17 protein-coding genes are annotated in these 24152 nt (G+C 44.6%); 11 read left to right on the top strand and 6 right to left on the bottom strand.

Annotated elements, in window-relative coordinates; genetic code table 11:
• Position 1 precedes the first annotated feature (1 nt).
• From FSB84_RS10485 to FSB84_RS10510, 6 genes are all read right to left on the bottom strand, one after another.
• Positions 2 to 3433, bottom strand: coding sequence for a TonB-dependent receptor (locus tag FSB84_RS10485; protein WP_130541605.1), 3432 nt, complete (start codon positions 3431 to 3433; stop codon positions 2 to 4).
• 88 nt (positions 3434 to 3521) lie between these two features.
• On the bottom strand, positions 3522 to 4517 hold the full coding sequence (locus tag FSB84_RS10490) for a FecR family protein (protein ID WP_158643835.1): 996 nt from the start codon (positions 4515 to 4517) through the stop codon (positions 3522 to 3524).
• Positions 4518 to 4568: 51 nt separating this feature from the next.
• Complete coding sequence (locus tag FSB84_RS10495) at positions 4569 to 5183, bottom strand: RNA polymerase sigma factor (protein WP_130541603.1); 615 nt, start codon at positions 5181 to 5183, stop codon at positions 4569 to 4571.
• A 40-nt stretch (positions 5184 to 5223) separates the two neighbouring features.
• Positions 5224 to 6390, bottom strand: coding sequence for a chromate transporter (locus tag FSB84_RS10500; RefSeq protein WP_130541602.1), 1167 nt, complete (start codon positions 6388 to 6390; stop codon positions 5224 to 5226).
• 13 nt (positions 6391 to 6403) lie between these two features.
• Positions 6404 to 6943: a hypothetical protein gene (locus tag FSB84_RS10505; RefSeq protein ID WP_130541601.1), complete on the bottom strand. Its 540-nt coding sequence runs from the start codon at positions 6941 to 6943 to the stop codon at positions 6404 to 6406.
• A gap of 78 nt (positions 6944 to 7021) precedes the next feature.
• Positions 7022 to 7876, bottom strand: a complete 855-nt coding sequence (locus tag FSB84_RS10510) for a chromate resistance protein ChrB domain-containing protein (RefSeq protein WP_130541600.1) — start codon at positions 7874 to 7876, stop codon at positions 7022 to 7024.
• Between the two features lie 134 nt (positions 7877 to 8010).
• On the opposite strand from FSB84_RS10510, the gene FSB84_RS10515 reads away from it, so the two are divergent.
• From FSB84_RS10515 to FSB84_RS10565, 11 genes are all read left to right on the top strand, one after another.
• On the top strand, positions 8011 to 8604 hold the full coding sequence (locus FSB84_RS10515) for an RNA polymerase sigma factor (RefSeq protein WP_158643836.1): 594 nt from the start codon (positions 8011 to 8013) through the stop codon (positions 8602 to 8604).
• 74 nt (positions 8605 to 8678) lie between these two features.
• Complete coding sequence (locus FSB84_RS10520) at positions 8679 to 9842, top strand: FecR family protein (RefSeq protein WP_158643837.1); 1164 nt, start codon at positions 8679 to 8681, stop codon at positions 9840 to 9842.
• Between the two features lie 329 nt (positions 9843 to 10171).
• Positions 10172 to 13498 carry a SusC/RagA family TonB-linked outer membrane protein gene (locus FSB84_RS10525; RefSeq protein ID WP_158643838.1) on the top strand — a complete coding sequence of 1109 codons (3327 nt, stop codon included), beginning with the start codon at positions 10172 to 10174 and terminating at the stop codon, positions 13496 to 13498.
• An 11-nt stretch (positions 13499 to 13509) separates the two neighbouring features.
• A complete protein-coding gene (locus FSB84_RS10530; RefSeq protein ID WP_130541596.1) occupies positions 13510 to 14934 on the top strand; it encodes a RagB/SusD family nutrient uptake outer membrane protein in 1425 nt (474 codons plus the stop codon).
• A gap of 40 nt (positions 14935 to 14974) precedes the next feature.
• The gene (locus tag FSB84_RS10535; protein ID WP_130541595.1) at positions 14975 to 15784 is read left to right on the top strand and encodes a hypothetical protein; all 810 of its coding nucleotides are present in this window, start codon (positions 14975 to 14977) and stop codon (positions 15782 to 15784) included.
• A gap of 61 nt (positions 15785 to 15845) precedes the next feature.
• Positions 15846 to 16769 carry an ABC transporter ATP-binding protein gene (locus FSB84_RS10540; RefSeq protein ID WP_130541594.1) on the top strand — a complete coding sequence of 308 codons (924 nt, stop codon included), beginning with the start codon at positions 15846 to 15848 and terminating at the stop codon, positions 16767 to 16769.
• Between the two features lie 10 nt (positions 16770 to 16779).
• On the top strand, positions 16780 to 19092 hold the full coding sequence (locus FSB84_RS10545; protein WP_158643839.1) for a Gldg family protein: 2313 nt from the start codon (positions 16780 to 16782) through the stop codon (positions 19090 to 19092).
• A 36-nt stretch (positions 19093 to 19128) separates the two neighbouring features.
• Positions 19129 to 20421 (top strand): MutS-related protein, encoded by a 1293-nt coding sequence (locus FSB84_RS10550; protein WP_130541592.1) that lies wholly within the window; start codon positions 19129 to 19131, stop codon positions 20419 to 20421.
• Between the two features lie 13 nt (positions 20422 to 20434).
• Positions 20435 to 20929 (top strand): hypothetical protein, encoded by a 495-nt coding sequence (locus tag FSB84_RS10555; protein WP_147122124.1) that lies wholly within the window; start codon positions 20435 to 20437, stop codon positions 20927 to 20929.
• Positions 20902 to 21750 carry a MutS-related protein gene (locus tag FSB84_RS10560; RefSeq protein ID WP_147122125.1) on the top strand — a complete coding sequence of 283 codons (849 nt, stop codon included), beginning with the start codon at positions 20902 to 20904 and terminating at the stop codon, positions 21748 to 21750. Before FSB84_RS10555 ends, FSB84_RS10560 begins: the two co-directional genes overlap by 28 nt.
• A gap of 50 nt (positions 21751 to 21800) precedes the next feature.
• The gene (locus FSB84_RS10565) at positions 21801 to 24116 is read left to right on the top strand and encodes an ABC transporter permease subunit (RefSeq protein ID WP_130541590.1); all 2316 of its coding nucleotides are present in this window, start codon (positions 21801 to 21803) and stop codon (positions 24114 to 24116) included.
• The last annotated feature ends 36 nt before the right edge of the window (positions 24117 to 24152 follow it).

Genomic DNA, 24152 nt, shown 5'->3' on the forward strand with positions numbered 1-24152 from the left:
ATTAGAGATGCCAGGTTACAGTCAGGCTGAAGGAGCTGCCTACCTTGCGGGTGAGTGTATTGATGTCGCCGATCCGTCTTTTCGTTTTTCCGTCAGGATCGGTTTCATAATAACCTTCTTCATATTTATCGGAGAATCCGAACTTCCACTCATATACATCGGACCACTCTTTCATAGTCATGCTGTTTGATCCCGGTTTTACTTTATAGGTCTCCTGTGAGTTGATGAAAAAGCGGAATGGGCTGTTGAGCAGATTGCTCATGTTGAGCTTAGCTTCTATTTTTTTGCTTTTTGTGAACTTGTAGCTGAGTTGTGCATCCAGTTGATTGCGGGGGCGTTCGTATTCTGAATATTGGGGAAGCATGCCAACAGTAAGTGTCTTATAACCTGCATGGTTGAACGCAATATTAGCGCCCACCCTTTCCCCGGTATATTGCAGACCGATATTGTACAGTACGGGTACCTGTCCATACAGGGGGCGCTTTTCTTTCAGCAGGGTTTTATGACGAAAGGAATATTTTACGCCGTTATGATCTTCTCCGGCGCCTATGCTTGAGTAGCGAAAGCCGCTGGCCTGTACTTCCGAACGTTGCAGCGTGAGGTTACTGCTGAGCCAGAAATCTTCCAGGAACTTCACCCTTTTGCTGATAAAGGCGAGGTTCTTGCGGAGGTCGAATTCCAGTCCATCAACATCTGCATAGTCCGAGTTGGCGGTAAGCAGTTCAATCTGCCCATTGGTAGTGGTAATATCCATATACATTTCTACCGGGTTCTTAAAATGCTTCCTGAAATAACCGGCGGAGATCACTTCACCGGCGCCAGGGTACCATTCCATTCTGAAGTCGTAATGGGTGATGATGGTAGATACCACGCCTGTATTGCGTTGCAGACGACCATACAGATAGTTGAAACGAGCAAAGCTGGAGTTCTCGATCAACGAGGGCCTGATAGCGGATTGTGCATATGATGCGCGGATATTGAAATTTTTCAGCGGGGTGATGGTAAGACTGGCTGAAGGCAGGTGCTGCCATTTTTTTTCTTCTGCACTGGCATCGATGGTCCTGTGTACCAGTTTGCCGGTTTCCGGGTCTACATATTTTTGCTTGTCGAGATCCGCTATTACATTGAGCGCGGCTCTTTCTGCTGCTGCGTCTTTTATTTTTTCGTACTTGTAATATTCTGCCCTGAAGCCCCATACCAGGCGCAGCCAACTGGTGAAGCGGTTATCCATCATGGCAAACATTGCCTGGTTATTGTTCCTTCCTTCGTAATTGTTGTTGCTGAAATCGGCAGGATAATAATAAGGATCGTTCAAAGGATCCCTGAAGTCCATGCTCCATTGCTGGATCGGTCGGTGGATCACGGTTGAGCCGATTCCCTGTGTAACTCCAATGGGTAAAATGTTCCAGTGATAATTCCCCTTTTTTTCAAGAAACTGATAGCCGGCTTTGATTATCTGGTCCAGTTTTCCGATCCTGATCTTATAACTCAAAGCAGCATCAGCCATCCAGTTGCTCTCTTCATATTTGTATTCAGACCTGTTCAGTGAACCAACGCCAGGGTTGGTGGTGCCACCGGGGGCATAGTTGTACAATTTTCCATTTACGGTTTCCTGAGGCGACAACCAGGCTTCTGTAGCATCCTGTTCCAGGTTGGTTACTTTGTTGCGTGCCACGCTCCAGTCGATTTTGAATTTACCTGCTGTATGTTCCGCGCTGATCCTGTTTTGCAAAAGGTCAATGAATTTCGGGCGATCATATTCGCGTATGGCTGGATCCTCTCCAAAGCCAAGGTCCTGGCCCCATCCTACTGTACGGAAGAACTGGTTGGCAAATACCCTCGAGTAGAAATTACGGGCAACGATCTTATGGTTCTTATTGCTCCATCCGAAATTGAGGAGTGCGCCCCAGGTGGTGGTGAAGTTGTATTGCTTTGCCTGGTTTGGTTTTATTTCCTCGCCGGTTGCTGCATCATACTTATTCGAATTCATCTTATTGAATTCGCCCCGTTCAAATTGAATGAAGTCATCGATGCTCTGCTCGTTACGATAACTCAGTGAACCCACAAAACCGATACGATTCTTAGCAAAGTCATAGCTGCGGCCGAGACTGAACTGATAGTTCTGACCGGGGGCTGCACTGTAAATGCGTGTGCCCAATCTTTCCAGTCCACCAATTCTTTTGTTCTGCGCAGCGATCATTTCCACTGTGGTTTTTTCAACTCCCGCAGGCGGCTGGTAATTGTAAGGATCAGTGGGTTTATAATTCAATCCTGTGAAAATGATCACATCTTTTGGAAAATGGTCCCTGCCTCCATCATCAAATCCCAGATAGTCGTGTTTCCCACGGCCGTATCCCAGGAAATCTTTTCCCGTGCTGCCTTGTACATATTTGGTACCAGCGCTGAAGGTGGTGAAATTTTTGTTGGGAATGCCCATGGTATTGATCTGCACCAGGCCGCCGCCAAAACCGAAGCTCATATCCGGTGTTGCTGTTTTTGAAACGATCACATTGTCCACCATATTACTGGGAATGATGTCAAATTCAAAGTCGCGAACCTGTACATCTGTACTTGGGAGCGTAGCGCCATCCATCATGGCCAGGTTGTAGCGCTCGGCAATTCCGCGTACCACAACACGCCTGTTGTCTGTAGTGCTTACGCCTGAGATCCGTTTCAGGGTTTCGCCGATATTCTTGTCGGGAAGCGCGGAGATCTGTTCACGGCTGATACCGTTGGAAATGCCTGCTTCATTTTTCTGGCGGGTATAGAGTGCAGCGATGCTTTCGCGGCGGACAGTAGATCTTACCGTAACACCTTCCAGTGTATTCTTTTCTCTTTTCAAAGTGATGTTCAGTTCCAGTTGTCCATTTTCTTTCAGCTCGATATCCGATATGATCTTCTTTCCATAACCTATGGAAGAGATCTCGGCTTCATATTTTCCGGGAGCGAGGGTGATGCTGAAGCTGCCATCTGCAAGGCTGGTAGTGCCTTTGTTGCCGATACGGATAGTTACATCCGAAATTGGCAATCCGGTTTCTTCATCCAACAATTTACCACTGACACGGCCTGGTTCTTTCCTGGGATTTGAAGTTGCAGCAGGTTTATCATTTCCTTTTTTTACAAACCAGGCAACACCTCTTTTCTCGATCATAAAACCGGAACGGGTAACAAGGTGATTCAGGATCTGCTCTACGGTTTTATTGTTGTGCGTTGATGCCGGAATGGAAATGCCTTGTACCTCTTCCTGAGTAAAGGCAATACTGGAGCCTGTAGCTTTTCTTAATTTGATGAGCGCCTGTTCCAGGCTGCCTGCTTCAAACCGGATGCTATACCGGGCATCCGGCGACTGTGCTATGCCAGGGAGCAGGGTAAGAATCAGTAGGGTCAGGGTAAATAATCGCCTGAGTTGTTGCTTCAACCGTTTAGGTAACATAAATTTGCTTTTGCTTTTTTGTTGTTTTTTACAATGAAAAAAATAGCAGGGGCCCTGTTCGTAGCAGGGCTTTTGCTTTTATGGGATGTCAATGGAGCTCGATTGAGTTGGGGCTGGTCTCGCGGAAACTGCATCCTGCGAATGAACAGAATACACCCAGAATATCTTTCGCAGATTGTTTCCTGTTGAAGTTGACGCTCACTCCGGTTTGCAGGAGGTCCGTATTCAGCCTGCTGCTCAGTATAATGCCAAAATGATTTTGCAGTAAGATAGCCAGGTCATTGAACCGGAGATTCTCATAATCCCATTCACCTTTGATCCAGCCTGTTGCACTTTCTGTATTCACATCATGCGAGATGGTAAATGACTTTGCTGTTCTTTGATAACGGATAGCCTGGGATCGTGTAAGTGTATCCAGCGACTGCCTCCCCCGGTTCACCGCTACAATTCCCGATACAACTGTGATGCGGGTTTCCTGGCTTTTATCATAGCTCTGGATATTGAACCTGGTGCCAAGTACGGTGGTGGCAAGACTATCACTTGTACTTATGCTGAAAGGATGGGCTTTATCGTGCGCAACTGAAAAGAGCGCTTCTCCGTGAAGCCGGATCTGGCGGTGTTGCGGGAAATCGGGGTGGTACTCAAGCCTGGAGTTGGCGTTCAGTGTGATTTCCGAACCGTCTGGTAACAGGAAATGTTTCACTTCTCCTTTTCCTGTCTGAATGAGCCGGTAGGCGATCTGCAATTCATTGCTGGTGAGCAAGGGTTTGAGAATGCCGGATTTCCAGGTGACAATGCCGGCGGAGATAAGAATTGCAGACCATACGGCTGCGGCTCTCCAACCGGTGAGCATTATGCGCAGTTTGCTTTTTCCTGTCTTGTTTTCCAGAAACGCCTGCCCGTCCTGTACGCCATGGATGCGGTCAAGTAGCCCGGCGCGCTGTTCATGATCCAGCTTCAGGTCAGTTTTGCCTGTATTTCCACCTTTCCCGAACCATTCCTCTATGATTGCTTTTTCCTGCGGGCTGCAGGTGCCGGAGAGATATTTATCCAGCAATTCCCTGAAATGTTGTTCTGTTTGCATACAATAGAATAGAGTACTATTTGCAAACATCAACTACCGGAAAAATCCGGGTTAATGATTTGGTAACACAGCGAACAGGAAAAGTGAAATAATACACAATGAAAACAGGAGGGATGCGAGCCTGGACACTACATCGTACAAACGTTTACGCACTTTCGAAAGATGGTTCCGTACTGTTTGCGGAGCAATTTGAAGGTGATCGGCGATGGCTGTAACGCTCATGCCTTCTTCAGTATTCAGCAGGTAAACTTTTTTCATTTGTTCAGGAAGTCCTGTAATGGCAGAGCTTACAAAACTATCGATGGAGCGAAGTTTGGCATCACTGTGTTCTTCCGGAATCGAGTATTGCTGGAGTAATTCCTGGAATAAGCAGAGGCTTTCCGGACGTGTGTTGTTTGCTTTTATAAAGCGAAGGACCTTGTAGCGTGTAGAACTGTAGAGGTAATTGAAAAGAGAAGAATGAATGATGATCTCGTTTCTTTTTTCCCATATATCGATGAAAACTTCCTGAACAATGTCTTCGGCATCGGTGCGGTTGGGAATATGCTTATAAGCCAGGGCAAACAACTGGGAAACATATTGATGGTATATACTGTCAAAGGCATTACGGTCGCCCTGCCTGATCAATTCCCATAATGTAATACCGCTTTGGATGCTCTTTGTCATATAACGGCCGCTAAAGTAAGCAGGTAGTATTATGTAAAAGTTAAGAGGGCTGAATGATCTTGATGATCAGCCCGGCCAAAGCAGCGGCCAGTATGATGATCTGCTCAGTTATCTTTTTACTGAGAACAAGAATTGCAATAGTGATTGCGCAGATAAGGATGGTAGGTAAATCGCTGATGCTTCGTTTGCCCAGAACGATCACGGCTCCGGCAATGGCCCCGATGGCTGCGGCCGTGATCCCATCCACAAAAGCTTTGATGCCCGGACGCTTTCCATACTTTTTGAAATAGGGAGCAGGTATCACAGTGAAAAGATAACAGGGGAAGAAAGTTGCAAAGGCTGCAACAGATGCACCGGAGAAGCCTGCGGTCAGGTAACCGATAAAACCAACAGTGATCACTACAGGACCCGGAGTGATCATGGCTACGGCTACCGCGTCCATGAATTCCTGTTCGTTCAACCAGCCATATTCTTTTACCACGCCGCCATACAGGAATGGAACGATTGCCAGGCCACTGCCAAAAACAAAGGCTCCTGCTTTGATGAAGAACAGGAAGATGTCTTGTAGTTTTCCTGCCTGTGTTGTGCCAGTATCGATTTGCAGTAATACAGGAATGAAAAACTGAGCAGAAGCGCCTGCCTTTTTTTTCAGGCTGCCTGCGGATTTCACCAACCAATAAAAAATACCTGCGGCAATGAAAAGTAACACATTTTCATTTTCTGTGATAATGGTGGTGATGGCTGCCACCAGGTAAATGAACCAGCGGTATGGATCTTTACCAGTTGACTTTTTGGTGAGCTTCCAGGCGCTTACAGCAATGATGCCGATCACAGCAGCGCCGACCCCATAGAATACAGCCTGCATCCAGCTGATGCCCTGATAATATTTGTATGCGATGCCGAGTGCAAGTACAATGATAAAAGAAGGAAGCACAAATGCTAGTCCTGCTAATGTTGCTCCTAATAAGCGATAATGAACAAAACCAATATAAATACCGAGTTGAGCAGCGAGTGGCCCTGGCGCCAGCTGCGCCAGGGCAAGTCCTTCCCGGTAATCATCTTCCGAGATCCATTTCCTTTTGTCGACCAGGTCCCGGTGCATATAGCCTACCAGGGCCACCGGACCTCCAAAGCCTGTGGCGCCCAGTTTCAGAAAATACAATACAAGGCTCTTGAGTGAATATGGTATGATTGCTTTATCGCTCATGGGAAAATAAAGTTTAAAAACTGATGCCAAACTGAAATCCGATGGAAACCGAGGATGGCAGATCATTACCGAATCTGATAGGAATGGGAACGGCAATAAAGTAACTACTGCCTTTGTTCTTCTTAACGATCTTGTTGAGTACGGGAGTAAGGCCATATCTACCTGAAGTCTCGAAAGCCGCCCTGGTAGCGAGTGTAAAGCCATTTCCCAGTCCAAATAGCGCACCGGGGTGAAACAGGAAATTGTTCATCTTACTGGTTCCGTTGGCTGCCCGGATAAGTGGAACGAACTCCATGGAAAAACCAATCTTTGCAGATTTCCAGATATTGATACCCGTTGGGATTCCAATTACATAAGCTCCGTCGAAATTGTAATGCGGCTTCTCTTCCCGGGAGAAAGTCACCAGCGGATGGAGGATGCCGGCATAACCGGTGATCTTTGGAAAGGCAGGTTGTTGACCGCTTGTTCTTACAGTAGTAAGCGATACAAGCAGCAATAATAGAATATGAGTTGCTGTTTTCGTTTTGTGTTTACCAGTCTCTGAAAATGTCATTGGCTCCTGTTTGCAGTTTGTTCAATTGAGTTGAACTGCAATACTATACTGAATCGGTAGACTGGAATAGAACAGGGATTACTTTCTTGTACGGCCTTTACCTTTTTGATCATTTTTTTTCCTGAATTCAGAGGGACTGTTGCCGGTATACTTTTTAAAGATGCGGGTAAAATGACTTTGGTCGGAAAAACCAGTCAGGTAAGCGATTTGTGTGAGAGAGAGTGCAGGATCATTCATCAATTCTTTCGCTTTTTCTATTCTTTGCGTACGGATATAATCTCCGAAACTGAGGTTGTCAAAATGCCGGGAGAATTCTCTGGACAAATAGGAAGGGTTGATATCGAGATCCCTTGAAAGCTCTTTCAGGTTCAGGCTGGTGTCTATATGGTCCTGGATCATCTCCTTCAGTTCTTTTGCCCATGCCGGCGTTTTTTTGCCGCTGCGTATTTTCAGGAATTTATCAAACACTTCCAGCAAGAGATTCTCCTGAGGATGTTGTGTATGTTTTTCTTTTTGTAAATATTTGGCCCAGTTGTAGAGAGCATCGTAGAGCAGCATTCCTTTTTCCAGCAGCTCATGATCATCTGTGTGCATGTGAGCCATACCTGCGGAGATGGCCCAAAGACCCGATGCCTGGCTGGCGAGGTCATGCCGGTCTGTATCTGCGCCGCGGACAATGGGCGCCATCGTTAATATGGCCGGGTCAGTAATATTATGTTTTCTGATGATAAAATCGAAAGTGCATTCTTCTCCGTGATGGGAATATTCCACCGATGGCACATCAAATGGAATGGCATCGAGGGCTTTTGCTTGCTCAATCACCTGGTCAAACGGAACGTAGATGAATTCCGCATCTTTGTCGATGAAACGGCGGATCAGCCAGGGACAGGCGATGCGGTCGATTTTTGGTCGTTCACGTGTGATCCATTTCATCTTGCCAAGTTAATTACCACAAGCCATAATTCCTTAGAATTTCCTATTATTGTTATTAAGAAAACTCCGGCTCAAATTCAAACACTTATCCTTGTATAAAATATTTTACCACTTATCAGTGTTTATTTAGCCATTTGAATACCTACGATCTTCATAGTGATAAAGAACTGTTCTCGCAGATCGCAGAAGGCGATGAATCTGCCTTTGCTACTGTTTTTCACAAATACAATATTCAATTATTCCCTGGTGTATTGAAAGTGCTCAAGTCCCAGGCTGAGGCAGAAGAAATTGTACAAAACACTTTCCTGAAATTATGGTTGAACAGGCTGCAACTACCGGAAATAGAAAATCCGGGAGCCTGGCTTTTTCGCATTGCGTCCAATCTGGCGCTGAATGCATTGAGAGATAAAGCCACTTATCGCCATTATACTGCTGCTGCCGGGAATTCCAGCCCGGAAGGAGAGCCTGATGCATTGAATGAGATCTCCACAAAAGAGCTGAAGTCAATTATTGCAGAGGCGGTAGAACTAATGCCCACTGCACGTCAGGAAGTATTCCGGCTGAGCCGGTATGAAGGGTTGAGTCGCCAGGAGATTGCGCAGAAACTGGGCATTGCTGAAAGTACTGTCAAGAATCAACTGACATCCTCATTGAAATTCATACAGGAATTCATCGGTAAGAAATACGGTATCCACCTGCCTGTAATTATTTTTCTTCTTTTCAAATAAAAATATCCTTTGGAATAGGACCAGTCTTTCCGGGCCGTGTCTGATAGATGGACCGGATCTCAAAATCCCTTTGTATGGAAAAGAAAGCATTCTGTCAATTCCTGCTGGAGCGATATGCGAATGGAATTGCCTCTGAAGAAGAGGTGCAGGAATTGTTTGCAGAACTGGAAAAGAGAACAGATGAACAGGAGTGGGAGGAAATGATCAACCAGGTATTTCTCCAAACCGGGCAGGACCTGAGCTATGACAAATCTTACTGGCATCCTGTGATAGAAAGTATCCTGGCAGTCAGGGAAATTGGAACCCCGGTAAGAAATATACGCTTGAAACGATGGCTGGTAGCGGCGTCTGTGATCGCAGTAATGGGAGTTAGCGCTTACCTCTGGTGGCAAAGCAATAACAAAGAGCAGCAGCAAAAAGCAACAATAGCCCGGCAGGAAATAAAAGCCGGAAGTAATGGAGCTGTGCTCACGCTGGCGGATGGCTCAACCATTGTGTTGGATAGTTTAGGCAACGGCGTGATTGCAGAAGAGCAGGGCGCAGCCGCTGCGGTGCTACAGGATGGTAAACTTTCATACAAGCCTTCCGGCGAACACGCACATGAAATAGTGTACAATACCATGACAACCCCCAGGGGTAGGCAATTTCGTATGTCCCTGCCCGATGGAACGCAAGTGTGGCTGAACTCTGCTAGTTCCATCCGTTATCCAACTGCTTTCATCGGGAAAGAAAGAAAAGTGGAAATCTCTGGTGAAGCCTTTTTTGAAGTAAAACAAAAAGCTAACCAGCCTTTCATTGTACAGGCAGGAAGCAAAGCGGAAATACAGGTACTGGGCACAGATTTCAACGTGAATGCCTACAACAATGAACCTTCTCTCAACACTACATTACTGGATGGAGCCGTGAAAGTAAATGGAAGGCTGCTCAAACCTGGTCAGCAGGCGAAGATTTCCACTGACCAGTCAGATTATGTTCAGTTGATAGAGGGGATAGATATCAATAAAGTGATGGCCTGGAAGAACGGTCGCTTCAGCTTTGAAGGAGCAACCATTGAAGAGATAATGAGACAAATAGAAAGATGGTATGATGTAGATGTTGTATTTGAAGGGAAGAGACCCCGTGTAGAGTTTGAAGGCCAGATGACCAGGAATGTTTCGCTGAACGGATTGATAGCAGTGATGAAAAGGTCGGGTGTGAATATGCGTCTCGAAGGCAGAACGCTCATTGTACTTCCTTAAGGAATCAATCATACACCTGTCATATGAAAAAAGCAGGGCCGGGCAAATGCCGGCCAGGGAGTTTTATTGCATAGATAATTACTCCGCAGACCTTATCCATTGATGAGCGGGTTCTATCCTGCCAAACAGATCGCTGAAAAGAAAACCGCCACGGTTGCACCCGCGGCGGTAAGAAGTTCAGCTGATCTTAAATGGTCTTGCAACACATCTTTAACTAACCGAACAAGTACGAAAGTATGCAAAAAACTGCTTTTGGCTCCGGAACGGCTCTGGCATTTTCTCACTGCCCGCCAAAGCGATTCCGGGGTCTTACCAAAACCCTGCTGGTCATGAAACTGACTATCTTTTTTACTGCTATTGTTTTTTTTCAGGTGCAGGCAGCTAACAGTCTTGCACAGACGGTAACCATTTCCGGAAAAGATCTCACGTTAAAACAGGTATTTGCCGCCATCGAAAAGCAAACGGATTATGTTTTGCTGAATACGAAAGGAACATTGGAGGGCACAAAGACAGTATCCCTTACTGTACACAAAATGCCTTTGAAGGAATTCCTGGATTTTGTATTGAAAGAACAGGAGCTGGAATATGAGATACACGGGAATACGATCCTGTTATCGAAAATGCAAGCTGTGGTTGATAAAACTGTGCCCGGAATAATTCAGATTTTTCCTCAAAATAATTTGGTCTATGGGCAGGTGGTCAATGAAGAAGGTTATCCATTATCCGGTGTAAGCATTTTTGTGAGAAAAGCTAATAGGGGTACCTATACAGATGCGCTGGGGAAATTCTCCATACAGGCCAATCCTGGCGATTCGCTTGTTTTTTCTTTTATTGGATATGCCGGGCAACAGTTGAAAATTACTTCCAATCAATTACTTGTGAGAATGAAGGTAACGCATTCAGTGATGGATGAAATGAAAGTTACTGCCTATGGAAAGACAAGCAAGCGGACCGCAACAGGAAATATCACCACCATTAAAGCGGAAGAGATTACAAAGCAGCCGATATTCAATCCTCTGCAGGCGCTTGTTGGGCGTGTGCCGGGAGTAGCTGTTCTGCAGACTTCAGGCAATCTGGCTGCGCCGATCGAGCTGGTGATCAGAGGTAGGAATAATATTTCACCTACTGCTATCATTGACCCTCTGTATGTAATAGACGGACTACCTCTTTCAAATAACAATATTCATCCTTCTTCGGGTGGGACCAATATCAGTATGGGACCTGTGCAGGGGGGCAATTCAAATACAGGAGGGGAGAGCCCGTTGAACATGATCAATCCAAATGATATTGAAAGTATAACCATACTGAAAGATGCCGACGCTACCGCTATTTACGGTTCCAGAGGAGCGAACGGAGTTGTTTTGATCACCACTAAAAAAGGAAAATCCGGTCCGCCGGTTTTCAATCTGAGAATAGCTAACGGTATCAATTCGATCCAGAAATACCCTAAAGTATTAAGCACAAAAGATTACCTGGCGGTTAGAAGGGAAGCTTTGAGGAATGATGGTATTGTACCCAACATCGTAGAGGCGCCTGATCTAGTTCTATGGGATAGTACCAGAAACAAAGACTGGCAAAGGGAACTCATAGGAACAGGTGTGGAAACTAATATCAACCTGAGTGTCAGTGGCGGGGCCGGCAATTCAACTTACCGGCTTAGTGGTGGATACATGTCAAGCACCACCTTACTGAACCAGGGAGGTAAGAACGAGCGTATTTCTTTCAATTCAACCTTCAATTATGTCAGCACTAATCAAAAATTCCGTTTTGCGCTGATCAACTCCCTGGCCACAACGAATGTAAAGGCTATAAAAGCCAATGATCCAAGTTCTCTTCCACCCAATGCCCCTGAGATCTACAATAATAAAGGGGAGTTCAATTTTGAACCGTACAGAACAACAGGCACGGCCATTTTTCCCTTTAGTGATCTTAAGAGGCCAAGTGTAAGTAAAACCTTCAGTAACCAAACTTCAGTGAACCTGGACTATAATATACTGAAAGGACTGAGTATGGGGCTTAGTGGCAATTATGCGTTCTCCCACAATGATATCATACAAAAAAGTCCGGAAGCCTCCTTTGATACGAAGTTACCCAATACTCCGATTGCCATCTATGGCAATACGAAGGCCAGGAACTGGCAGATCCAGCAGAAAGTTGAATACCAGACTTTCATTGGGAAAGGAAGCCTTTCCATTAAGCATGTTGCCGAATATGCTGCTGCAGCTACAGGAAGTCAAACAATTTTTGCCATGTTTTTTCCTAACGATGAGATGATGAAAAGCTACAACAATGCCGGTTTCGTTCAAGCCAGTGAAGCATCTGTTGAAACCAGGATCCTTAAGTTTACAGGAATGGTGAACTACAACTGGAGTAACAAATACATCTTTAGCCTGTCGGCCACCAGGGATGGTTCTTCCAGTTTTGGAAAAGGAAAACGATTTGGAAATTTCGGATCAGTTGCCCTTGCCTGGAATGCCAATGAAGAAAAATGGATAAAGCAAATCCTGCCTTCCTGGTTCACCTTCCTGAAGTTCAGAGGTAGTTACGGACTTACCGGTGCAAGTTCGCTTACACCGTATGAGTTCCTGTCCAGATGGTCCAAAAACGTCTCTGATGGCATGGCCTCCAGCTTGCTGCCTTATGATGGGATCATGGCATTCCATGTGATCAAGCCATTGAACCAGGAGTTCCGTTGGGTTTCCACCAGGAAAGCAGAATTAACAATTGAAATGGGATTCCTGCAAGACAGGATCAACCTGGAAGCTTCAGTATATCATCATAGTTCCACAGATCAACTTGGTTCAGTACCAATCCCAAAATATACAGGATTTAGTCAGGCTTTTACCAACACCCAGGCCAACCTTCGTAATACTGGCTTTGAGTTTTCTATGAGTGCCAAACTATTGAGTTCTAAAGACTGGGCACTAACAACTTCCTTTGTACTTGGTCTGAACCGTAATAAGCTGGTAGATTTTCCCAACCTGGAATATTCTTCGCATAAAGGAAACCTTAAAGTAGGATATTCCAACACTACAAAATACGTTCTCAGATATACAGGGATCAACCCTTTAACCGGCGAGTATAGCTTCGAAGATCATAACAAAGACGGTCGCATAACTGTTAAAGAAAACATTTTTCCAAGTTCGTACAATGATGATCGTTATATTGCCATTGAGACCGCAGAAAAATATAGTGGAGGATTCACTTTCGAACTTTCCTGGAAAGAATTAAGCTTTTATACACAATTTGACTTTAAGAACCGGCTAAGGAGGGATCCTTATATCATGGCTGTGGTAGGTGAAAGGAAAAATATTGCATTGCCGGGCGAAATCCTGAATAATCATTGGAGGCAGCCTGGTGACATAGTAAGTTATCCGAAATTCACCACCAGGTCTGCCGGTCTCGGCCGGATTGAATCTTCCGATGCTGCTTATGTGAACGGATCATATATCCGCCTGAATGTTATCAATATAAGTTGGAATATCCCCAACACACTCACAAAAAAAATTGGGATAAAAAATGCAAGTATTGGAGTAAGTACCAACAACTTGTTCACTTTTTCTTCTTACAGAGGACTTGACCCCCAAATAGATAATATTTTCTCTGCTGCCCCAATTCCCAGAGTGATCTCCTCCAACCTGAACATTAATTTCTAAACTGGAAGACTATGCGAAACAAGATATTACCGGCTCTCCTTTTTCTGACCTCCGGTCTGATCATTTCCGGTTGCGAAAAACTACTGGATGTGCCGCCTCCAATCAACTCCATCACAACTGAAGAACTGTTTGTAAATAATAAACAAGCCGAATGGGCAATGGCAGGGATCTATACGAAAATGATCAATGGCATTGCCACCAATGCGGCTGATCTTGCAAATGTGCCAAATAATATTTTTTCGGGCGGTTTGTCAACCCTGCAGGGCGGGTTATCAGCTGATGAAATAATCGCCACATCTGTCAGCGGCGCAGATTATTATAGCCAGAGGAATAAACTCACAGTAGAAGTTAGTGCAGATAAACCAGATCATCTCTGGTATTCAACTTACCGGACCATATCCGATGCCAATGCATTGATAGATGGTATTGCATTATCAACTTCCCCATCCCTGATTGATAGCGTAAAGAAGCAGCTTACGGGGGAGGCCCTTGCCCTCCGGGCCTTCAGCTATTTTTACCTGGTCAACTATTATGGCGAACTGCCTCTGGTGATAACCTCCGATTTCAAGAAGACAGTATCCCTGTCCCGATCACCCGTTTCAAAAGTATACGACCAGATCAAAGCTGACCTGATCAAGGCCAAAGCCTTGCTGGGCAGTGACTATTCTGTTGGTGGGAACAAAAGGAGCAGGGTGAACAAATGGTTTGTGGAAGCATTGCTTGCAAGGGTATATCTGTATACAGGGGAATACCAGTTAGCCATCAATAGTGCTACAGCAGTGATCGATCAATCTGATCTTTTTAAGTTGGAACAGGATATCAGCAATACTTTCTTACCTAATTCCCCTGAAACGATTTTTCAGCTGATACCAACCACTGGATTGTTGAATAATGCAACTCCTGAAGGGCATGTATTTCATCTGCTCTTTAGGCCATATGCAATAAGCAATGAATTGCTGGATGCCTTTGAAGTGAACGACAAAAGAAAGCTGACCTGGATTAAACTGGACGGAGCAACTTTTATTCCCGCCAAGTATTCAAAAGGCAATCCCGTCCAATATTATAAAGTAATGCGACTGGCTGAACAGATTCTCATCAGAGCGGAAGCAACTGTCCTGTACAATCCATCGGCAAAAAACAATGCAATTGATGACATCAATCAGCTAAGGAGAAGGGCAGGACTTACAGAACTTGACTATTCCCTGACTGCAGATGAAGTACTACATGCTATTGCCCATGAACGAAGAGTAGAGCTGTTCCTGGAATGGGGACACAGGTGGTTCGACCTGAAAAGGACTGCGAAAGCGCACGATGTGCTCAGCATTATTTCCTATAAGGTTCCCTGGGAAGGAGACCACCAGTTATTGTATCCGGTTCCAAAAGAAGAAATCCGGGTAAACGGACGTCTTGTACAAAACCCGGGTTATAACAACTGAGCATGAACAATCAACTGCATTCATCATCAAAAATGCTACAATGAAATTTATATATAGTGTACAATTCACTTCTGTTTTCAAGAAAGAAAGGAGAGGAATCGTTCTTGCATTCCTGCTACTGGCAATAATGTCGGTCTCCTGCAAAAAGAACAAATTCGAGGATTTTCCAGCAGTCTGCCAGGTCTTCAACGCCATTGATAATAACGTGCATCTGTACACGAATCTGTCATTGTCAAGGCCGATAATTTTCAATAGCGCGCGTGAACTTAAGAACAAAGATTCAGTGTTGAAAAATACCATGCTGATCATGCATGAATTTCCGCAAACATTGCAACTTTTCACAACCACAGACACACTACCAGAGAATGGACCTGTCCTGAACACAGTATTGGACGTGAAGGAAAGAGAGATCTATTCATTATTTGTGTATGGACAAAAGTCAGCTGTATCACATACACTAGTACACGAAATGATTCCACATAGCAATTTTCAGGACAGCAGTTGTAATATCCGTTTTGCCAACTTTAGTTCAACAGCGGTCATCAGTATAAATCTCAAAGGAGAGCCCCCTGGTTCCTTTATTCAAAGTCTGGCTGCGAAAACGCTTTCTGCCTTCACTCCGCTGCTCTTCAATCTTACAACCGATAAGAGCTATGATTTCGAAATCAGGGATCATGCAACGGGGGACCTGATCACAACCTACAATATGAGCAGTGATAAAAATAAGCTGGAGTTTTCCAGGCACTGGCTTTGGGGACCAACTACCCTTGTATTGACCGGACATCCGGGTGAGCCGTCACCCAACCACCAGAGAATTAGCCCCATGTTCCATCAGGTCTACAGAGATTAATCCTCATCCATCATTAATAGCAGGTGTTCCTCTGCATTTCATGTAAACATTAACCATACATATGAGCATAGTATTAAAAGTGGAGAACCTCTCCCACAGGTATTCCAGTGCCTGGGCTATCCGTGATATCAACTTCGAGATAAGCCAAAACGGAGTCATAGGATTACTAGGTTCCAATGGAGCCGGAAAATCTACCACCATGAATATCATTTGTGGTGTACTCAATCAGACAGAAGGAGATGTATACATAAACGGTGTGAACAAAAGACAAGATCCGCGGCTCGCCAAAAAGCAACTGGGGTTCCTTCCGCAAACGCCTCCGGTGTATATGGACTTCACTGTGAATGAATACCTCACCTATGCAGCTGACCTTCGTTTCATTGAAAAAACAAAAGTAAAAAAGGCTGTAGCGGAAGTAATGGATAGAACAGGGATCGCGCATTTCAGTGCAAGGTTGATCAAGAACCTTTCAGGTGGTTACCGTCAACGCGTAGGAATTGCGCAGGCCATCATTCACAAGCCCAGTATTGTAATTCTCGATGAGCCCACCAACGGTCTCGATCCCAACCAGATCATCGAAGCAAGAAAGCTGATCAAAGAAATAGCGCAGGACCATACGATCTTATTATCATCCCATGTGCTTTCCGAGATCAACCTGCTTTGCCGCGATATCATCATGATTGAAGGCGGAAGAATGGTATTCTCAGATTCCATGGATTCATTCAACAACTATATTCAGCCAACTACTGTGTTGGTCAGAATGGACAATCCTCCGGCAGAGTCAGAACTCCTCAATATCAGTGGTGTAAACAAAGTGCAATTCCTTACAGAGAAGCAATGCAGGATATGGTTCGCCGGAAACAGCAATATCTCCCAATCCATCATCATTGCCAGTGTTCAACATAACTGGCAATTGCAGGAGATCAACCTTGAGAAATCTGTGCTGGATGATGTTTTCAAACAATTATCACAACAACAATCTTAAACCTGCCCTGATGAAAATAATTCTCAAAATAGCCAGGGCTGAACTTAAGTACCTGTTCTATTCACCTATCGCCTGGTTTGTGGTATTCATTTTCTATCTCACCAGCGCAGCCATTTATTGCATCGGTACAGAGCAATTCTCTACGGTGCAGGAAGTGTTTAAAGAACTACAGCCTGGCTGGGATGGTTTTGAAGGAGTGGGCAAGGAACTTTCGGCCTATATCATGATAAGGCTGAAAAAATACATTTATCTGTTCATTCCATTGCTGACGATGGGCATCATCAACAGGGAGATCAGCAATGGCACTATCAAGCTATTGTATTCATCGCCGGTGACCACGCGGGAAATTGTGCTTGGGAAATACCTCGGTATGGTGATCTTCAATTTTATCCTGCTTTTCATTTTTGCCGTGATGCTGGCATCATTGGTGATGACCGTTGAAAATGCCGAGTATATCTGGTTCCTGTCGATATTACTGGGGATGTTTTTCCTGATCAATACCTATGCCGCCATTGGTTTGTTCATTTCCTGTTTGACCAGTTACCAGATAGTTGCTGCGATCATTACTTTTACTGTATTGTTTTTCCTTTCGGTGATTTCAAGTTACGGCCAACAGTATGATATCATCCGCGATCTCACCTGGTTCCTTTCCATTGCCGGAAAAGCAGAACTGATGATCTATGGGCTGATCACCAGCAGGGATGTGATCTATTTCATACTGGTGATAATATTGTTTATCGGATTTGCATTGATCAGAATGAAGAGTACGCAGGAATCGAAAAAATGGACAGTTCCTGCTTCCAAATATTTATTGCTTACTGTAGTAGTGGTCATCCTTGGTTATTTTAGCTCAAGACCTCACGCTGTACTGTATGCTGACATCACAAAAGACAAGCTCAATACCATCCATCCGAATGTTCAGGAAACCCTGAAAAAAATGGATGGCTCTATGCTTACAGTAACCTTGTACACCAATCTGCTGGACCGGAATGCCATCAATGGCCTCCCCATTATGAGGAACGATTATGTTTGGAATATCTGGGAAAAATACCGTCGCTTCTATCCAAACCTGCAAATGAAATATGAGTATTACTATGATGTAAGAGATAAAGACAGTGCTTATTTCCGGATGTATCCGGGTAAGTCGCTGGAAGAGATTGCAGCAATAGAGGCAAAGATCAATCGGACCCCATTGTCGTTGTTTAAGAAACCTGATGAGATCAGGAAGGAGATCGATCTGCAACCTGAAGGGAAATTCCTGATCATGCAACTGGAATATAAAGGTAAGAAGGAATTCCTGAGAACATACCGGGAGCAACCAATCTGGCCAACTCAGTCTCACTTCGCGGCAGTGTTCAAAAAACTTGCAAGTAACGAAGATATGAAGATCGGTTTTGTAACGGGACATTATGAAAGAAGTGCCTTTGATTATGCACCCCGGCATTTTGGAGAATTCATGGCCGCTAAATGGAGCAGGCAATCGATGATCAATTTTGGTGCTGAAATAGATAGTGTTCAACTGAACAGTGGCCCTGTTCCTGAAGATATCAACCTGCTGGTAGTTGCGGACCCGAGGAGTGCATATACTGATCTGGAACAGGAACGGGTTATCGATTATATCAGAAAAGGGAGAAATGCAATCATATATGTTGAGCCGGATAAGCAGTTCATCCTTGAACCAATATTAAGATCCATTGGAGTAAGTGCAGATAAAGGCATGATCGTTCGTCCTGACCCGCATGAAATGCCGCATATTTTCGAAAATCATTTAACCTCCGCAGGTAATTACCTCGCTGATGAACAATACATGTATAATTTTCAAAAATACAGGAAGAATGGAGGTAAAGTGCAGAATGAAGGAGCATCGAGCCTGAATTATCAGGAAACTGAGGGATTCAGGATCGAACCAATACTAACAATGCCTGGTTCTGAAAATACCTGGGTCGAAAATGGTAAGCTGGCGCTTGATTCTGCCGCTCCAGACTTCAATGCTTCTGAAGGAGATCTTCGCAAAAGCGAATATGTACTGGCGTTGAAACTTAGCAGGAAGATCGGTCAACGCGAACAAAGGATCATCGTATGCGGGGATGCGGATGCACTTTCGGGTAGAAGAAAATCTCTTTCCACAACAGGCGTTTCATTCTACAGCTGGGGACTGGCTAACGAATACCCTGTGTACGCTAATTATCCAAGGCCGTCAGACAGGTATGTAAAACTTACTTCCAAACAAGCGAAACTGTTGAGTACTGTTTATCTGTACCTGGCATCTGCTGCATTGTTGCTTGTTGCCATAGTACTGCTGGTGCGAAGGAAAAGGAAATAATCATCCCATATTATAGTCATTCACAAATAACTCATCATGTTCCTGATAACGGATGATCAAACTATTGAAGATCTGAGGCTCTTTTCCAAAAGAGAGCGAAATGGTATTTACGATATTTACAACAATACATCAACGCGCGGCGGAGAACTCCTGCTTGAGAATATGTTCAGAAATCCGCTGGCCAACCTGGATGCTATTGCCAAAAGAGCCGGCGCCATCAAGGCTTTTGCCGAACTGCAGACAGCTTTCCCATTTTCATCTGCTATCCTGGATTGCGTGGAGAAATATATCAATCAGGGAGAAGAAAACCAGGATGGACAAAAATCCACTTTTGGTGACAAGGAGATCGGACAAGGCGTTACAGCTTTAATTGAACTGCTGCATGCAGTTAAATCTTTCCTGGAAACGGGCGCCATTGCCCAGGTAAAGATGCTGAAAGAAGAAAGGCGGCAAGTGTTGCAATTGTTACAGGGAACAGGTCTGGAGCCGGTCTTTAAGGAAAGGCCCGGTAATAAGCTGAGTTTCGGAGCACTTACTGCATTCGATATTTTGCTTCGCACAAAAGAGCGGGAGAAAACAACTGCTGTATTGAATTTCATTTACCTGATAGATGTATATGTATCTGTGGCGCAGGTGTCGGGAAAAAGGAATTTTGTTTTCCCGGTACCACATCCCCGGGGCAGCAATATCCTGAAAGTGGAAGGAGTGTATCATCCTGAGTTGAAGAACCCGGTTGCCAACAACCTGCATATGCATCCAGGAAAATCACTAGTATTCCTGACCGGGGCCAATATGGCGGGGAAATCAACTTTTCTTCGTGCATTCAGCACTGCTGTTTACATCGCGCATATGGGATTTCCGGTTGCAGCAAAGCGGCTCGAATTCTCAGTAATGGATGGCATACTCACTACCATCAATCTTCCTGATAATCTCGGAATCGGAGCCAGTCATTTCTATGCAGAAGTATTGCGTGTAAAGAAAGTAGCAGCAGAACTGGGAGCAGGCAGATCGCTTTTCGTACTCTTCGATGAATTGTTCAGGGGAACCAATGTGAAAGATGCGCATGAAGGCACAGTGGCGGTAACGTTAGCATTTGCCGGTAAAAAGAACAGTCTTTTCCTCATATCCTCGCATATCGTGGAGGCAGGCGATGAGCTGAAGAAAAAACAGAATATCGGCTTCCATTATTTGCCCACCAGGATGAAAGGTACAGTTCCCGAATATACCTATACGCTAGAGGAGGGTATTACCGATGACAGGCATGGTATGATCATTATTCGCAATGAAGGTATCCTGGAATCACTTGCTACAGGAAAGAAGAAAGGATAAAAAATAATACACTATGAGTTTCACAATAGACAGACAATCCCAGGACGAGCTGAACCTGATGGGGAAATTCAGACAAGGCTCTGTGTACGCTGTTTTCAACCAGGTGAAAACCAGAAGCGGGGAACAATTGCTGGACCAGCTGTTCAGGAATCCAATGACGGATGCTGCTGCAATCAATCAGCGAACGGCTGTTTTCCGGTTCTTTGTTGAGGCCGGGCTGCAGTTCCCTTTTGATCCACGGCAGGTAACGTTGATGCAGGAATACATAGACGGGGCAACTTCCCAAAGCCGGATGGGTACACTTGGAACTGTGTTATTGAAGAAAAGTTTGTCTACCCTTACGCGCGACGAACGTTACAAAACCCTGATCCAGGGTTTGCAGGCTACTATCATGACCCTGAAAAAATGTGTAGGAATCGTTGAGTTGTTACATACGATGCAGGGCCCTATCAGCAACGAACAGCCGAAATCCGGTCAATTTTGCACCAGGCGCAATTATCTGCTCTGATTGAAACGGATATCTATTCCAGTATTTCCGTTACGAAGATCTCGGAATTCGATCACCTGCTGAAAAGTAAATACAATCAGCAAGTCATGGAAATTCTTCACTTTGTTGCCGAACTGGATGTGAATATGGCCGTAGCTGCTGTTGCTGTTTCAAAAGAATATACCTGGGCAAAAGCCTTGCCGAAGGAGGACAATGTTTTCCGGGCCATCGATCTCAGGCATCCTTGTATCGATAAGGCTGTGGGCAACAATATTGCCATGCAGGCCAGCAGCAATGTGATCTTTCTTACGGGAGCCAACATGGCTGGTAAATCCACCTGGATGAAGACCATCGGTATTTCCATGTACCTGGCGCATATCGGGTTTCCGATAGCGGCGGATTCAATGGATTTTTCTGTGAGGGAAGGGATCTATTCCAGTATCAATGTTGCTGATAATATAGCACTGGGCTATAGTCATTTCTATGCGGAAGTGGTCCGGGTAAAGAATGCGGCTGATGCTACACGTACAGGTAAACATCTGCTGCTGATGTTTGATGAGCTTTTCAAGGGAACGAATGTGAAAGATGCTTTTGATGGTACACTGGCAGTTACCGAAGCATTTTCCGAATACGTGAATTGCCTGTTCATAGTAAGCACACATATTATTGAAGTGGGCGAACAACTCAAAAGCCGCAATAATGTGCAATTCAATTTTATGCCTACTGTTTTGGATGGAAATGTTCCCCGATATCCATACAGACTGAAAGAAGGTATCACTGAAGACAGGCAAGGAATGATGATCATCAGGAATGAGGGCATCATTGAATTGATCGGTGATTAACAGTCGCGCAATCAAACAAATATTCCATTTATCAGTATCAAAAGTTAAGAATGAAAATAATATTCAAAATAGCCAGGGCAGAGCTGAGGACACTATTCTACTCGCCAATTGCATGGATCACGCTGGTGGTGTTTTTTGTGATCAGCGCTTCACAATTTGTAGATCCGTTGGTAAGTCATGCCAATATACAGGACCAGAAACTTCTCAATAGTCCGGGCTGGCTTGGTTTTAAGGGGCCGCTGACTTTGAAAATGTTCATGCAAACGATTGGTTCCTTTTCCAGTTATCTCTATATGTTTATTCCACTGCTGACGATGGGAGTCATCAACAGGGAGGAAACTACCGGCACCATGAAGCTCCTGACTTCTTCCCCTATAAGGATCAGAGAGATCGTACTGGGCAAGTTTGCAGGTTTGATGGTGTTCAACCTCGTATTGTCATTGCTGATAGCATTGTTGTTGTACACAGGTTTTTTCAGTATTGAACATGCAGAATTCAAATGGTATTTTTCTATGGTGCTGGGTTATTTTCTGCTGACCGGCGCATATATGGCTATCGGCCTTTTTATTTCCTGTTTGACCAGTTACCAGATAGTGGCTGGTATCGGAACATTCATTGCGTTTTATATTCTGGGTATGATAGGTAAGCTATGGCAGGAGTATGATTTTATAAGGGACCTGACCTGGTTCCTCTCGATGAAAGGCAGGATCGAACCATTTATATATGGCCTTATCACCACAAGGGAGATTTTTTATTTCAGTTTGATCATTGTCCTGTTCCTGGGACTTTCCATTATCAAATTGAAAAGCAGGCAGGAGTCGAAAAAATGGACAATTTCTTTTTTCAGATATAGTGCTTTGATCGTGATCATAGTATTGGCAGGCTACTTCAGCGCGAGGCCTGGATATGTAGGTTATCTGGATGTAACGAGGGATAAATTACGCACCATCGATACAGCCACACAGGCCGTACTCAGAGAGTTGGATGGGTCTCCGATTACGGTTACTTTATATGGGAACCTGCTGGGGCTAAATGCAGCTTCTGCCATGCCGGCACTCAGGAATGAATACATCTGGGACTTCTGGGAACAGTATATCCGGTTTTATCCCAATATCAGGTTCAGGTATGTCAACTATTATGGAGTTGCAAAGAAAGACAGTTCTCTGATAAAAAATTTTCCAGGAAAATCTGTTGACGAAGTGGCCATTCAATTTGCAAAATTCTTCAAAAAGGATACATCCTATTTTCTGAAGCAGAAGGAGATCGGCAAATATGTGGATCTTTCCGGTGAAGATGAGATGAAAGCGTTGATGGAGCTGGAGTATAAGGGTAAAAAAGCTTTTTTACGAACCTATCAGATGCCTACCTGGCCACTGGATCCGAATGTGTCGGCAAGCATACGAAAATTAACCAGACCTTCCCTTCCCAAAATAATGTTCACTACTGGTCACTATGAACGAAGCCCATGGCGTAATGGCGAAAGAGAGTTTGGCGGGCATACAAATAAACAAAATGAGAGTCGCGCCATGGTAAATATGGGAATGGATGCTGATACTATTTCGTTGTTGACAAAAGACATTCCTGAAAATACAGATATCCTCGTTGTTGCAGATCCCAGGTCGGAACTGGCGCCCGTTGAGATTGAAAAGATCAATGGATATATAGCCGCTGGAGGGAATGCTATTTTTTATGGAGAACCTGGCAAGCAACAAATGTTGAATCCGGTATTGAATCCAATAGGCATCAACCTGGATAATGGAACAATTGTCCAACCCAGGAAGCATGTTCCTTCAGATTACCAGGGTGTGGCATTGAATATGACAGGCAATAAGATGGCCAGGGAGGATGATATGCAGCTTGCCCAGAGAGGATGGAATGTAAGTGCGGGTGGCATGATTAATGGAGGTTGTAATATCAGCTTCAGCGATATGGCGGGCTTTAAAGCTGAAAGCATCATGCCTTTGAAGGCAGACAGCGGATTGTGGATCGAAAAGGGAGTGTATAAAGAAGACTCGGCAAAACCCACTTTTTCTGAAAGCGATGGCGATTACCGCTTGCCGGAATATACAATAGGAGTAAGGCTTTCCAGAAAAGCAGCTAATAAGGAACAAAGAATCGTGGTTTTCAGTGATGCGGATTTAATGGCTGTCAAAAATTCAGATGGATCTGGTATTGGTCTGGGCATGTATAGCTGGCTCAACTATAATGAGTACCCGGTATACAAAACAAAAGTTGTTCCTCTGGATATCCGGTTAAGTATCAACAAAAGTACGGCAACTACCATCTGGTATTTATATGTTTATATATTACCTGCCATGTTACTGATTACCGGAGCTGTGATCCTCATCAGAAGAAAGAGAAAGTAATAATCTGGAAAACAAAAATGCCTCAGTTGTTCAACA

The sequence above is a fragment of the Pseudobacter ginsenosidimutans genome, assembly GCF_007970185.1.
Taxonomy (GTDB): domain Bacteria; phylum Bacteroidota; class Bacteroidia; order Chitinophagales; family Chitinophagaceae; genus Pseudobacter; species Pseudobacter ginsenosidimutans.

What these genes read in the sequence shown, in the direction of transcription:
- FSB84_RS10520 (WP_158643837.1), top strand. Translation starts at nt 8,679, where the DNA reads ATGGAAAAGAAAGCATTCTGTCAATTCCTGCTGGAGCGATATGCGAAT.
- FSB84_RS10525 (WP_158643838.1), top strand. Translation starts at nt 10,172, where the DNA reads ATGAAACTGACTATCTTTTTTACTGCTATTGTTTTTTTTCAGGTGCAG.
- FSB84_RS10550 (WP_130541592.1), top strand. Translation starts at nt 19,129, where the DNA reads ATGTTCCTGATAACGGATGATCAAACTATTGAAGATCTGAGGCTCTTT.
- FSB84_RS10490 (WP_158643835.1), bottom strand. Translation starts at nt 4,517, where the DNA reads ATGCAAACAGAACAACATTTCAGGGAATTGCTGGATAAATATCTCTCC.
- FSB84_RS10565 (WP_130541590.1), top strand. Translation starts at nt 21,801, where the DNA reads ATGAAAATAATATTCAAAATAGCCAGGGCAGAGCTGAGGACACTATTC.
- FSB84_RS10530 (WP_130541596.1), top strand. Translation starts at nt 13,510, where the DNA reads ATGCGAAACAAGATATTACCGGCTCTCCTTTTTCTGACCTCCGGTCTG.
- FSB84_RS10505 (WP_130541601.1), bottom strand. Translation starts at nt 6,943, where the DNA reads ATGACATTTTCAGAGACTGGTAAACACAAAACGAAAACAGCAACTCAT.
- FSB84_RS10485 (WP_130541605.1), bottom strand. Translation starts at nt 3,433, where the DNA reads ATGTTACCTAAACGGTTGAAGCAACAACTCAGGCGATTATTTACCCTG.
- FSB84_RS10545 (WP_158643839.1), top strand. Translation starts at nt 16,780, where the DNA reads ATGAAAATAATTCTCAAAATAGCCAGGGCTGAACTTAAGTACCTGTTC.
- FSB84_RS10510 (WP_130541600.1), bottom strand. Translation starts at nt 7,876, where the DNA reads ATGAAATGGATCACACGTGAACGACCAAAAATCGACCGCATCGCCTGT.
- FSB84_RS10500 (WP_130541602.1), bottom strand. Translation starts at nt 6,390, where the DNA reads ATGAGCGATAAAGCAATCATACCATATTCACTCAAGAGCCTTGTATTG.
- FSB84_RS10555 (WP_147122124.1), top strand. Translation starts at nt 20,435, where the DNA reads ATGAGTTTCACAATAGACAGACAATCCCAGGACGAGCTGAACCTGATG.
- FSB84_RS10495 (WP_130541603.1), bottom strand. Translation starts at nt 5,183, where the DNA reads ATGACAAAGAGCATCCAAAGCGGTATTACATTATGGGAATTGATCAGG.
- FSB84_RS10535 (WP_130541595.1), top strand. Translation starts at nt 14,975, where the DNA reads ATGAAATTTATATATAGTGTACAATTCACTTCTGTTTTCAAGAAAGAA.
- FSB84_RS10540 (WP_130541594.1), top strand. Translation starts at nt 15,846, where the DNA reads ATGAGCATAGTATTAAAAGTGGAGAACCTCTCCCACAGGTATTCCAGT.